The sequence below is a fragment of the Bacteroides sp. AF32-8BH genome (assembly GCF_003435205.1).
Lineage (GTDB): Bacteria > Bacteroidota > Bacteroidia > Bacteroidales > Bacteroidaceae > Bacteroides > Bacteroides ovatus.
Window position 1 is genome coordinate 1 of sequence record NZ_QVLZ01000033.1, and the last position, 13,114, is coordinate 13,114.

A 13,114-nucleotide genomic window follows, 5' to 3' on the forward strand; every position below is an offset into this window, starting at 1 on the left:
AGAACTGTAAAATATAAAAGAGGTTGTGCCAACGTTTTGACACAACCTCTTTATATTTATAGGGTATTACTATTATTCAGCACCCCAGTTTTCTCTAGCCAAACGTTTGTAGCTGTTGTAACGCCATTTAGCGTTTTCTTCAGCAGCTTTAAACAGTTCTTCAGCTTCAGTAGGATATTGTTTCATTACAGAAGCGTAACGAACTTCACCCTTCAAGAAACCTTGGAAATCTTCCCAGTTCGGTTCTTTGCTATCCAATTGGAATGGGTTCTTGCCTTCTTCTTCCAAAGCTGGGTTGTAACGCCACAAGTGCCAGTAACCGCACTTAACAGCTTTTTCTTCTTCTTCCTGGCTCTTACCCATACCTGCTTTCAGACCGTGGTTGATACATGGAGCGTAAGCGATAATCAAAGATGGTCCCGGATATGCTTCAGCTTCACGGATAGCTTTCAGAGTTTGAGCTTGGTCAGCACCCATAGCGATCTGTGCAACATATACATAACCGTAAGTAGTAGCCATCAGACCGAGGTCTTTCTTACGTACGCGCTTACCAGCAGCAGCGAACTTAGCGATAGCACCTACCGGAGTAGCCTTAGAAGACTGACCACCTGTGTTAGAGTAAACTTCAGTATCCAGAACGAGGATGTTAACGTCCTTACCGGAAGCGATTACATGGTCAAGACCACCATAACCGATATCGTAAGAAGCACCGTCACCACCAATGATCCACTGGCTGCGTTTTACAAGATATTGAGTCAGTCCTTTCAGTTCTTTGCAAATAGGACATCCATGAGAAAGACCTTCTTCAATCACTGCTTTCACTTGAGGAGCCAATTCTTTAGTCTTGTCAGCATCGTACATGTTTTCAATCCATGCTTTCAGCACTTCTTTTGCTTCAGGTGAAGCGTTGTCGGCAGCAAGGATTTCGTTGAATAACTTCACGATACGAGCACGCATCTTTTCGTTAGCCAATTCCATACCCAGACCGAATTCACAGAAGTCTTCGAACAGTGAGTTAGCCCAAGCAGGACCGTGACCGTTTTCGTTCGTAGTATACGGAGTAGAAGGAACTGAACCAGAGTAGATAGAAGAACATCCGGTAGCGTTAGCAACCATTTCACGGTCACCGAACAATTGAGAAATCAATTTCACATACGGAGTTTCACCACAACCAGAGCAAGCACCAGAGAACTCAAACAACGGAGTAGCGAACTGTGAGTTCTTCACGTTGGACTTGATATCAACAAGATGTTGTTTAGTCTTCACGTTTTCAGCACAGTAAGTCCAGTTGTCAGCTTCAGCCAATTGGCTTTCGAGGTGTTTCATTGTCAATGCTTTGCCACCCTTCTTCGGATTACCCGGACAGATGTCAGCACAGTTACCGCAACCCAGACAGTCGAGAACGTCAACCTGGATACGGAATGTCATACCGTCGAATACTTTACCTACTGCTTTCAATTGTTCGAACTTAGCACCCTTCTGCTCTTCAGCATCGAGTACGAACGGACGGATAGAAGCGTGAGGACAAACGTATGCACACTTGTTACACTGGATACAGTTTTCTGGATTCCATTCAGGAACGAATGCGGCTACACCACGTTTTTCGTATTTAGAAGTACCTTGATACCAAGTACCGTCTTCGATACCCTTGAATGCAGATACAGGCAACAAGTCACCATCTTGTGCATTGATCGGACGAACTACTTCGTTGATGAATGCAGGATCGTTGTTTTCAGCTTTTGCGTCATCCGGCAGGTTAGCCCAAGCAGGATCAACAGCTAAAGTCTTGTATTCACCACCACGGTCAACGGCAGCATAGTTCTTGTTAACAACGTCTTCACCCTTCTTACCGTAAGACTTAACGATGAATTTCTTCATCTGTTCAACAGCCTGGTCTACAGGAATAACACCTGTGATACGGAAGAATGCAGATTGAAGGATAGTGTTGGTACGATTACCCAAACCAATTTCCAATGCAATCTGTGTTGCGTTGATATAGTATACGGAAATGTTGTTCTGTGCAAAATATTTCTTAACCTTGTTAGGCAGGTTCTTAGCCAGTTCTTCACCTTCCCAGATAGTGTTCAGCAAGAAAGAACCGTTCTTACGCAAACCACGAGTTACATCGTACATGTGCAGGTAAGCCTGAACGTGACAAGCAACGAAGTTCGGAGTATTTACCAAATAAGTGGAACGGATCGGAGTATCACCGAAACGCAAGTGAGAACAAGTGAAACCACCTGACTTCTTAGAGTCATAAGAGAAGTAAGCCTGGCAGTGTTTGTCAGTGTTGTCACCGATAATCTTTACAGAGTTCTTGTTAGCACCTACTGTACCGTCAGCACCCAAACCGTAGAATTTAGCTTCGAACATTCCTTCACCGCCTAAAGCGATTTCTTCTTTTTGAGGAAGAGAAGTGAAAGTAACGTCGTCTACGATACCGATAGTGAAGTGATTCTTCGGCATTGGCATGGCCAAGTTTTCGAATACTGAAAGAATTTGAGCAGGAGTAGTATCTTTTGAACCCAAACCGTAGCGACCGCCAACGATAACCGGAGCATTTTCTGCGCCGTAGAAGCAGTCTTTAACGTCAAGGTAAAGAGGTTCTCCGTTAGCGCCCGGTTCTTTAGTACGGTCAAGAACTGCGATAGTCTTGGCAGTCTTAGGTACAGCAGCCAGGAAGTGTTTAGCAGAGAACGGACGATACAGGTGTACGGCAACCATACCCACTTTTTCGCCATTTGCTACCAAGTGGTCAATAGCTTCGCGGGCAGCTTCTGTTACAGAACCCATAGCGATAATTACGCGTTCTGCATCTTCTGCACCATAATAATCGAACAAACCGTATTTACGACCTGTAATCTTAGAAATTTCATTCATGTATTCTTCTACGATAGCAGGAACTGCTTCATAGTAGTTGTTACATGATTCACGATGTTGGAAGAAGTGGTCGGGGTTTTCAGCCATACCACGAGCAACCGGATTCATCGGATTCAGTGCGCGGGCACGGAATTCAGCCAAAGCTTCCTGATCGATCAGCGGAGCAAGATCATCATTTTCCAACATTTCAATCTTCTGGATTTCGTGAGATGTACGGAAACCATCGAAGAAGTTCATGAACGGAACGCGAGATTTGATGGTAGCCAAGTGAGCAACACCAGCCAAATCCATAACTTCCTGTACAGAGCCTTCAGCCAACATCGCAAAGCCAGTCTGACGAGCTGACATTACGTCTTGGTGGTCACCGAAGATACACAATGCGTGAGAAGCCAATGTACGAGCAGATACATGGAATACGCAAGGCAAGAACTCACCGGCAATTTTGTACATATTAGGGATCATCAGGAGAAGCCCCTGAGAAGCAGTGTAAGTAGTAGTCAACGCACCAGCCTGAAGAGAACCGTGAACTGCACCGGCAGCACCACCTTCAGATTGCATTTCCTGTACCAATACTGTTTCGCCGAAGATGTTCTTACGTCCTGCGGCAGCCCATTCGTCTACGTACTCAGCCATAGTCGAAGAAGGAGTGATGGGGTAGATAGCAGCTACTTCAGAGAACATATACGAGATATGCGCTGCAGCCTGGTTACCATCACAAGTGATGAATTTCTTCTGTTTAGTCATAACTAAATTAAATATTTAAGTAAATAAATCTTTTAATATAAAAAGCCGAACATCCAGAGAGGTATCTGGTTGCCCCGACCTATTTCAGCCTTATGCAACGCGTACGTCACATTCGGATTGTTCTTGATCTTTGCTCCTTCCTGGCAAATTTTGAACGGCATTACTTCGTCCACCATAAAAGAGACGTTTTTATCTCCTTTATGTACCTTATGGTCTTTCCATAAAGAATTTGCAAAGAATGTGTCGAGTACATCCTGCTCCTCCACTTTCACGGGATAGATGGAATACATCAGGTTGGAGTTGTGCATCATTATCTTGGAAGGTTTTTTAGGAAATTCTTCTCCTTTCGGATAAACCAGATTAATGAGTCGCGCATCTGCCAGATACTTGATATAGTTCATCACCGTGGCGCGAGATGTCTGTATGTCGCTTGCCAGTTGACTCACATTGGGAGCCTTCGGTCCGTCGACAGCGAGCAAATATAGTAATTTTTTTATCTTTGAAAGATATTTCAGTTCAATTTGTTTGATGAGCAGGATATCTACTTCCACCATCATGTTCATCGTTTTCAGCAAATTCTCCGAAAAGTTACGCTTCTCGAGGAAGAATGGATAGAACCCATGATGCAGGTAATCCTGGAAGTAATCCAGCGGACGAACTTTAGAGAGTACTCCTTTGGCAATCTGTTCGTGAGTGCTAAGAATTTCTTCGAGACTGTAGGCCCTGAATTTCATGCCTGTTTGTAAGTTCAGGTATTCGCGGAAAGAAAATCCGCGCAGGTTATAGCTTTTTGCAATATCACGCAATTCAAGATTTTCCTCTTTCAGTCGCATTACGGATGAGCCGGTAAAGACAATTTTCAAATTAGGAAAACGGTCGTAACACATGCGCAACTCTCTGCTCCATTCCGGGTGTTTGAACACTTGGTCGATCAACAATACTTTTCCACCACGTTTCTGGAATTCGTTAGCAAAGTCTACAATGCTGTGGCCAGAGAAGTAGAAGTTGTTCATGTTGATGAACAGGCAGGAGCGGTCGTTCCCAAATTTTTCTTTGGCGTATTGGAGAAGGAAAGTGGTTTTTCCTACGCCACGTGTCCCTTTGATACCAATCAGGCGGTCGCTCCAGTCGATCTCGTCCATAAGATCGCGGCGAACGGGGGCATTGGTGTGCTCAACGAGGTAGGCGTGTGTGCGATAGAATGATTCCATTTCAGTTCTTTGTTTTTCGGGTGGCAAATATACTGCTTTTTTTAGGATTTGCAAAGTAGAGATGGCAAAATTGTGAGTTTAATTAGAACTTTCTGTTTATTGTAGCCATTCCTGACTATTTCCTGTATATATTTGCAGAATAAAGTTTTGAATTCGTTTAAAATGACAAAAAAGGCTCTTTATATATTCAATCCGGAACATGATTTGGCGTTAGCCAGCGGTGAAACAAACTATATGGCACCGGCTTCCGCCCGGCAGATGGCATCCGAATTGGCTTTGTTGCCGATGTGGTATGCAGAAGAGAGAAGTGTTGTATTGGCTCCTTCCGCTTATAATCTCGACTATGTGAAGAAGATACAGGAATTATTAGGACTTTCGGTTGATTTGATGACAGAACCTGAACTTGCTTCGGAGCGGAATTTGGATATTCGTCCTTGGGGCTGGGATATAGCAATAAGAAAACGACTGTTGGATTTGGGAGTGGAAGAAAGCGAGCTTCCTTCTATTGAGCAATTGGATAAACTGCGTTTCTGTTCCCATCGTTCCTGCGCTGTGGGATTATTACCACAGCTACAACTGGGAGCCTGTTTTTGTGGAGAGTCTTTTTACCTGACGTTTCCCGAAGAATGGAAGTCATTTGTAGAATCACATGATACTTGTTTACTGAAAGCTCCTTTATCCGGTAGCGGGAAAGGGCTGAACTGGTGCAAAGGTGTATATACTCCTTCTATTTCCGGTTGGTGCTCACGCATTGGCAAACAGCAAGGAGGTGTTATTGGCGAACCTCTATATAATAAGGTGGAAGATTTTGCTATGGAATTTCGTTCTTCGAGTAATGGTCGATTTGGCTTTGCCGGATACTCTCAATTCCGTACGGGTGGAAGTGGGGCGTACGAAGGTAATCTGCTGATTTCAGATGCAGCCATCGAACGGAATCTTTTGGAATATATCCCTGTCGAAGAAATTTATAAATTGCGCGACCGCCTTGAACAAGAATTATCCCTCCGTTTCGGAACCATTTATAATGGTTATTTGGGAGTGGATATGATGATCTGTCGCTTTCCAGAATCTCCTGTTTATCGGATTCATCCTTGCGTGGAAATCAACTTGAGGATGAATATGGGAGTAGTAGCGCGTCATATTTATGACCATTATATCTATCCTACTTCAACAGGAGCTTTTCAAATAAGCTATTACCCTACGGAAGGAACAGCCTGGAGAGCACACAAAGAAATGGAGGAGGCTTATCCTTTGGAAATAGAACAAGGAAGAATAAAATCAGGCTATTTGTCATTGGTGCCGGCTCATAAAAAGAGTAGTTATCGGGCGTGGGTGTTTATCTCAAAAAGCGTGTTTTTGTGATATTATATCGAAGTTATGGTTTCTCGGTGTGAAACTGATAGTTTCATGTAGTGAAACCATTGGTTCCACACCGAGAAACAAAAAGTTTCATTGCATGAAACAAGTAATCACATGCCATGTGTGTACTGTACTGGATTTAGTTGACAACTTCGCTTGTTATTGTTAATCACTCCATTCCGGAAAACTGGAATGAAGTAGAACTAGATTATTTTGCTGGGAAGTTCATACCAGTATAGGCATGTTTATTTTACTTCTGTACCGCCGCACTTTCGTTTCCGCAACGGTCAATAGCCGTAACTGCGAAATGTTTCTTAGCATTCCAGGGTAGGATAGGAGCATAGATATAACTTGTCTCCCGAACGCCTTGTGCAACAATGTTCTCCGGGCGATTAGTATCTACTGGAAATTCATTTGATGCATAAATGACATACATCGGATTATTACGCGAATCATTGTCGGTAGCAGCCTGCCACTTTAATTCCGTATATCCATTGTTGATATCAGTAACCTTTAGTTCGGACGGAGCCGTAGGCGGAACATTGTCCAGCCAAGGCATAGGAGGCTGTAAAGCTGGATATGCATAGAAATTCTCAGCCAATTCATCGTAGATACCTTGTGTATTTTCCATAAGATATTTCACCCGGTAATGTCCTTCACCTGCCATTTTCTGACTGCGGATGAAGTTCATCTGACGATCAATTTCGTCACGTGTCCATTTACCCTCATCAGGATGAAGAAAATAAATGCCAAGTCCCGGAACCACCTGTCGTCCGCTACTTTGTTCCTGCCAGTCGAGAGCAAAAGGATAGAAATTGTTTCCTTGGAAATACATCATCGGATAAATCTGGTCCATAATCCCTTCTCCCATCCAGCCTTGTGGGTCCTGATAAACGGTAAAGAAAGCATTCCATCCACGGGAAGGATAACGTGATGTATCCCGGTATTTTCCTACCGGACAGGTACTTACCTTTACCCAAGGCTTCATCGCTTTTACACCTTTATATATATAACGTACAATCTCGGAGATATTATCCCGGCGCCACTGATCCAGCGTACGTCCTTTATTATATCGGCGGAAATCATATTTATCGGGGAAAAGGGGAGCATTCTCCGGATAACGCAGATAGTCAAAATGTACTCCGTCCACATCATAACCGCTTACGACTTCCCGTACCAGTTTCATCAAATACTCTTTCGTAGCCGGATGCCCTGGGTTGAGGAAATATTCACTTTTGTAAGGGACGCAGATATCTTTCATCCGCTTGGTGACGGACTGACTTCCGAGCGAAGCAACATGTTTCTTATTCCCCAGCGGAATAGTTACCATCCAGGCGTGACATTCCATTCCCCGTTTATGACATTCCTCAACGGCGAAAGCCAGTGGATCATAGCCGGGGTTTCCTCCTGTCTTTCCAGTTAAGATTGAATTGAATGGTTCGATTGCTGAAGGATATAATACATCTCCACGTGTACGGGTTTGAAATAGGACAGTGTTGAAGTTGGCAGCCTTCAACTTATCAAGAATATCTATTAATTCTTCTTTCTGTTTGCGGATTGTTTGAGGAGTTGTCGCACGTGTACGAGGCCAATCCAGTCCGTACACCGCTGTGACCCATGCGGCACGAACTTCATGTTTGGGTTGCGCAACCATTGAGAGGAAAGGAAACAAAAGTGAAAGAATGAAAATATATCGACGCATATTCTTTATTTTTTGTTTTAAATCCCTGCAAAGTTAGTAAAAGTGTCGGTATTGTTGGGCTGTTTCGTGAGATTATGTTACATTTGCCAAGCTAAAAAACGACACGCTATGATTACATTTACTCTATGCCTGCTGGCACTGATAGTAGGCTATTTTACGTACGGATGCCTGATGGAACGCGTCTTTGGTCCTGATGACCGTAAAACACCGGCTCTTACAAAGGCTGATGGAGTGGACTATATTCCATTGCCCACTTGGAAGATTTTCATGATTCAATTTCTTAATATTGCCGGATTAGGTCCTATTTTCGGAGCAATCATGGGAGCGAAATTTGGTAGCTCTTCATACTTGTGGATTGTGTTGGGAAGTATTTTTGCGGGTGCAGTGCATGATTATTTTGCCGGAATGCTTTCTTTGCGTAATGGAGGTGAAAGTCTGCCGGAAATAATAGGACGTTATTTGGGACTGACTACCAAGCAGGTGATGAGAGGATTCACTGTCATTTTAATGATTCTGGTGGGGTCGGTTTTCGTTGCGGGGCCTGCCGGACTGTTGGCAAAACTCACTCCGGAAAGTTTGGATGCTACGTTTTGGATTGTGGTTGTATTCCTCTATTATATTTTGGCGACCCTACTTCCTGTTGATAAAATAATAGGTAAAATTTATCCTATATTTGCGGTTGCCTTGTTGTTTATGGCAGTAGGCATTTTGGTGATGCTCTACGTTAACCATCCGGCTTTGCCTGAACTTTGGGATGGTTTGCAAAATACAAATCCCGAAGCAAGTGAGCTTCCTATTTTTCCGATTATGTTTGTGAGTATTGCATGTGGTGCCATTTCGGGTTTTCATGCTACGCAAAGCCCGTTGATGGCACGTTGTATGACCTCGGAACGGCATGGACGTCCGGTGTTTTACGGTGCAATGATTACCGAGGGCATTGTTGCTCTTATTTGGGCTGCTGCCGCTACTTACTTTTTCCATGAAAACGGAATGGAAGAAAGCAATGCTTCCGTTATTGTAGATTCTATAACGAAGGAGTGGCTGGGAGCTGTCGGAGGCGTACTTGCTATTTTGGGAGTGATTGCCGCTCCGATTACTTCGGGTGATACGGCTTTTCGTTCGGCACGTCTGATTGTGGCAGACTTCCTGGGTATGGAACAAAAAAGTATGCGCCGTCGTTTATATATTTGCATTCCGATGTTTGTCCTTGCTATCGGTCTGCTTTTGTATAGCTTGCGTGACGCAAACGGATTTAATATGATATGGCGTTATTTTGCCTGGGCGAATCAGACGCTGGCTGTGTTTACCTTGTGGGCTATAACGGTTTTTCTGGCGGTATCTAAGAAAACTTATATCATCACTTTGATACCGGCACTGTTTATGACATGTGTATGTTCTACTTATATATGTATTGCTCCTGAAGGATTGGGGCTTTCGCATGCAGCTTCCTATGGCGTTGGTATAGCGTGTGTAGTAGTTGCGGCAGTTTGGTTCTATATCTGGATAAGCAAGCAAAAAACAAGAAAATTATCAGAATGAAGAAAATAAGAAAATCGACAGGAGTTGCGCTTGCATTCCTTATTTATGTATCCGTAACAGCGGCTTATTTGTTGCCTCGTAATACGGAAGTCAGCCTGACAGAAAAAATAATTACGGTGGTGGTTTCTTATGTCATCGTCCTCCTTCTTTGGCTGGTGCTTCGAAAAAAGGAACAAATGCGTGAACGCCGCAAAAAAGACGAACAATCTATTCACTTAAAAAAATAAGTTTATGAAGAAATTAGCTTTGGTTCTTTGCTTATTAGCAGTCTCTTTTACTGCGCAGGCACAATTTGAGAAAGGAACGATGATTCTCAACCCTTCTGTGACAGGACTGGATTTTTCTTACAGTAAAAATGATGATGCCAAGTTTGGTATTGGTGCGCAAGCCGGTACATTTTTGGCAGATGGTTTTGCATTGATGGTAAATATTGGAGCAGACTGGTCGCAACCGAAGGATACATATACACTAGGTACAGGAATGCGTTGTTATTTCAATACAACGGGGATTTATCTTGGGGGTGGTTTTGACTGGGAACGGGTCCGTTACAAGGGTGGTAGCCATAACAACGATTGGGGATTGGGCATTGAAGCTGGATATGCGTACTTTCTCTCCAAAACTGTAACGATCGAACCGGCAGTTTATTATAAATGGCGTTTTGATGATTCTGATAATTCACGTTTCGGTGTGAAGATAGGATTCGGGTTCTACTTTTAATTAGCTGTAAATAGGAATTTATATTTCACCACAGAGGACACGGAGGACACAGAGGTTTACTATTTTTATTCACTATAGAATAACACAGAGTCTCACGTATTTATCGCTCTGTTTTACTTACGGAAAAAAGAGAGAAGAACTCTGTATCCTCCGTGGCCTCTGTGGTGAACCCTAAAATTATCATTTATTAGCGGAGTTTTTCTTTTAAGAATTGTCCTGTATAACTTGCTCCGCAGGCGGCAACTTCTTCCGGAGTACCTACCGCTACGATATTTCCACCTTTATCTCCACCTTCCGGTCCGAGATCGATTACATAATCGGCACATTTGATAACGTCCATGTTATGCTCGATGATAACGATGCTGTGTCCCCGGCGAATCAATGCGTCGAAAGCATCCAGCAGTTTGCGGATATCATGAAAGTGTAATCCTGTAGTCGGTTCGTCAAAGATAAACATCGTTGGGTCAGCTTTCTCCTGACTTAAATAAAATGCGAGTTTGACACGTTGGTTTTCACCACCGGAAAGGGTAGAAGAAGCCTGTCCTAATTTGATATATCCCAGTCCTACGTCCTGCAAAGGAAGTAACTTCTTCACAATTTTCTTCTGTCCATGTTCGTTGAAGAACTCAATCGCTTGGTTGACGGTCATCTCCAATACATCGTAGATGCTTTTATCGTTGAATTTCACTTCCAGCGTGTCGGATTTGAAACGTTTTCCGTGACAAGATTCACACTCCAACACCAAGTCTGCCATAAATTGCATTTCTACAGTAATGGTTCCTTCTCCTTTACACTCTTCGCAACGTCCGCCTTCGCTATTGAAACTGAAGAATCCGGGGGTATATCCCATTTGTTTCGCCAAAGGCTGTTCGGACCATAGTTTGCGGATTTCGTCGTAAGCCTTGATGTAAGTCACCGGATTTGAGCGCGATGATTTGCCAATCGGGTTCTGGTCTACAAATTCTACATTCCGCAGGTCACGCAAACTTCCTCCGATTGAAGTGAATTCTCCCGGTCGGTCACTACATTCGTCTAATTCACATTTCAATGCCCGGAAGAAAATATCTCTTACCAATGTACTCTTCCCGGAACCGGAAACACCCGTAACAACTGTCATTACATTGAGAGGGATACGTACGTTTACTCCTTTCAGATTATTCTCACGTGCGCCTTTCAATTCTATATAGTTATTCCATGGCCGGCGATGCTTCGGAACGGGTATTTCATCTTCTCCTAAAAGATAACGTACCGTATAACTGTTGCTTCCCTTCTTTAAATCCTTCATATCTCCCTGGTAGACAACTTCTCCACCTAGGCGTCCGGCATTGGGACCTATGTCGATAATGTAATCGGCTGCACGGATAATTTCTTCATCGTGCTCTACCACCACTACCGTATTTCCTAATTGTTGCAGTTGACGCAACACATGGAGCAGACGGTCTGTGTCACGGCTATGCAGTCCGATACTTGGTTCATCGAGAATATAAAGACTACCTACAAGGCTACTTCCCAGCGAGGTTGCCAGATTGATACGCTGGCTCTCTCCACCCGATAAGGAATTACTAAGCCGGTTCAAAGTCAGATAGCCCAAACCTACATCAATTAGAAAACGAATCCGGCTATTTATTTCAACCAGGATACGTCGGGATACGTTGTTGTCGTGTTCGTCCAGTTCCAAATGATCGAAGAATTCCTTCAGCTCTGTGATAGGCAAATCTACCAGTTCGGAAATGTTTTTTCCACCCACTCGTACATATCCGGCTTCCGGTTTCAGGCGGGTGCCGTGGCATTTCGGGCAAAGCGTCTTTCCCCGGTAACGCGCCAGCATCACCCGGTATTGTATCTTATATTGATTCTCTTCCAGCATCTTGAAAAAATCATTGATGCCGTGGAAATATTGGTTGCCTTCCCAAAGTAACCTACGTTGCGCGTCTGTCAACTCATAATAAGGAGTGAAAATCGGGAAGTCGAATTTTTCCGCATTGTGAATTAATTCTTCTTTCCATTCGCCCATCTTTTCGCCGCGCCAACATACGATAGCTCCTTCATACACCGATAATGAACGATCCGGAACGACTAAGTGCTCGTCAATGCCGATTACTTTGCCGAATCCTTCGCACGCCGGACAAGCGCCGATAGGCGAGTTGAATGAAAACATCTGGTCGTTTGGTTCTTCAAAGATGATGCCGTCCGCTTCGAATTTAGTGCTGAAAGTATGTAACTTCGTGGTTCCATCTGATAGAAAAAAACGCAGCATACAGGTTCCCTCACCTTCGTACATGGCTGTTTCGGCAGAATCAGTCAGTCGGCTGATGGCGTCCTTGCTGGTGGCAACCGCCATACGGTCAACCAGCAGATAGACTTCATCACCTGCCACAGGTGTATATTCATCGATTCGTTTCATTTCACCGTTCACTTCGATACGGTTGAATCCTTGTTTCAGGTCTATCTCCAGTTGCTGTTGCAATGTGCGGTCTTCACGCAGGCGGATAGGTGTCAGTATCGTATATCTTGTGCCTTCCGGATAAGAAAGCATACAGTTGACGATGTCCTCTGTGGAGTGCTTCTTCACTTCCTGCCCGCTGATGGGACTATACGTTTTTCCCACCCGTGAATATAACAGGCGTAGATATTCGTAAATTTCAGTCGAGGTGCCCACGGTGGAACGGGGATTACGGCTGTTTACTTTTTGTTCGATGGCAATGGCGGGAGGAATCCCTTTGATAAAGTCACACTCCGGTTTGCTCATTCTCCCCAGGAACTGACGCGCGTAGCTGCTTAAGCTTTCTACGTAGCGGCGTTGTCCCTCTGCATAAAGGGTATCAAAAGCAAGTGATGATTTTCCCGAACCCGACAATCCGGTGATAACAACAAGTTTGTTGCGGGGAATATCTACATCGATGTTTTTGAGGTTGTTGACTCGTGCGCCTTTGATCGAAATATAGTTGTTTTCTGACATAAA

General features: G+C 43.9%; 8 protein-coding genes. 4 read left to right on the plus strand and 4 right to left on the minus strand.

From position 1 onward, the window contains the following. Positions 1-72 precede the first annotated feature (72 nt). Complete coding sequence (gene nifJ, locus DWZ47_RS20840) at positions 73-3,624, minus strand: pyruvate:ferredoxin (flavodoxin) oxidoreductase (RefSeq protein ID WP_004327044.1); 3,552 nt, start codon at positions 3,622-3,624, stop codon at positions 73-75. A 32-nt stretch (positions 3,625-3,656) separates the two neighbouring features. After that, complete coding sequence (locus DWZ47_RS20845) at positions 3,657-4,835, minus strand: ATP-binding protein (RefSeq protein ID WP_004307073.1); 1,179 nt, start codon at positions 4,833-4,835, stop codon at positions 3,657-3,659. Between the two features lie 162 nt (positions 4,836-4,997). Between DWZ47_RS20845 and DWZ47_RS20850 the strand changes: the two genes are divergently transcribed. Next, positions 4,998-6,197 (plus strand): hypothetical protein, encoded by a 1,200-nt coding sequence (locus DWZ47_RS20850; protein WP_117514536.1) that lies wholly within the window; start codon positions 4,998-5,000, stop codon positions 6,195-6,197. A gap of 247 nt (positions 6,198-6,444) precedes the next feature. Here DWZ47_RS20850 and DWZ47_RS20855 read toward each other — a convergent pair whose 3' ends face one another. After that, on the minus strand, positions 6,445-7,896 hold the full coding sequence (locus tag DWZ47_RS20855; protein ID WP_117514538.1) for a glycoside hydrolase family 10 protein: 1,452 nt from the start codon (positions 7,894-7,896) through the stop codon (positions 6,445-6,447). Between the two features lie 108 nt (positions 7,897-8,004). Between DWZ47_RS20855 and DWZ47_RS20860 the strand changes: the two genes are divergently transcribed. From DWZ47_RS20860 to DWZ47_RS20870, 3 genes are read left to right on the plus strand one after another with little or no spacing between them, the layout of a single operon-like run. Continuing rightward, the gene (locus DWZ47_RS20860) at positions 8,005-9,435 is read left to right on the plus strand and encodes a carbon starvation protein A (RefSeq protein WP_008774802.1); all 1,431 of its coding nucleotides are present in this window, start codon (positions 8,005-8,007) and stop codon (positions 9,433-9,435) included. Continuing rightward, on the plus strand, positions 9,432-9,662 hold the full coding sequence (locus DWZ47_RS20865; protein WP_004327038.1) for a hypothetical protein: 231 nt from the start codon (positions 9,432-9,434) through the stop codon (positions 9,660-9,662). The genes DWZ47_RS20860 and DWZ47_RS20865 overlap by 4 nt, the downstream gene beginning before the upstream one ends. 4 nt (positions 9,663-9,666) lie before the next feature. Continuing rightward, positions 9,667-10,152 (plus strand): outer membrane beta-barrel protein, encoded by a 486-nt coding sequence (locus tag DWZ47_RS20870; RefSeq protein WP_004327036.1) that lies wholly within the window; start codon positions 9,667-9,669, stop codon positions 10,150-10,152. A gap of 187 nt (positions 10,153-10,339) precedes the next feature. On the opposite strand, the gene uvrA is transcribed toward DWZ47_RS20870, so the two are convergent. Beyond that, positions 10,340-13,111, minus strand: coding sequence for an excinuclease ABC subunit UvrA (gene uvrA, locus DWZ47_RS20875; protein WP_117514540.1), 2,772 nt, complete (start codon positions 13,109-13,111; stop codon positions 10,340-10,342). Positions 13,112-13,114: the final 3 nt, after the last annotated feature.

Excerpts from the sequence above, each read along its gene's own strand:
- nifJ (WP_004327044.1), bottom strand. The coding sequence starts at position 3,624 with ATGACTAAACAGAAGAAATTCATCACTTGTGATGGTAACCAGGCTGCA.
- DWZ47_RS20845 (WP_004307073.1), bottom strand. The coding sequence starts at position 4,835 with ATGGAATCATTCTATCGCACACACGCCTACCTCGTTGAGCACACCAAT.
- DWZ47_RS20850 (WP_117514536.1), top strand. The coding sequence starts at position 4,998 with ATGACAAAAAAGGCTCTTTATATATTCAATCCGGAACATGATTTGGCG.
- DWZ47_RS20855 (WP_117514538.1), bottom strand. The coding sequence starts at position 7,896 with ATGCGTCGATATATTTTCATTCTTTCACTTTTGTTTCCTTTCCTCTCA.
- DWZ47_RS20860 (WP_008774802.1), top strand. The coding sequence starts at position 8,005 with ATGATTACATTTACTCTATGCCTGCTGGCACTGATAGTAGGCTATTTT.
- DWZ47_RS20865 (WP_004327038.1), top strand. The coding sequence starts at position 9,432 with ATGAAGAAAATAAGAAAATCGACAGGAGTTGCGCTTGCATTCCTTATT.
- DWZ47_RS20870 (WP_004327036.1), top strand. The coding sequence starts at position 9,667 with ATGAAGAAATTAGCTTTGGTTCTTTGCTTATTAGCAGTCTCTTTTACT.
- uvrA (WP_117514540.1), bottom strand. The coding sequence starts at position 13,111 with ATGTCAGAAAACAACTATATTTCGATCAAAGGCGCACGAGTCAACAAC.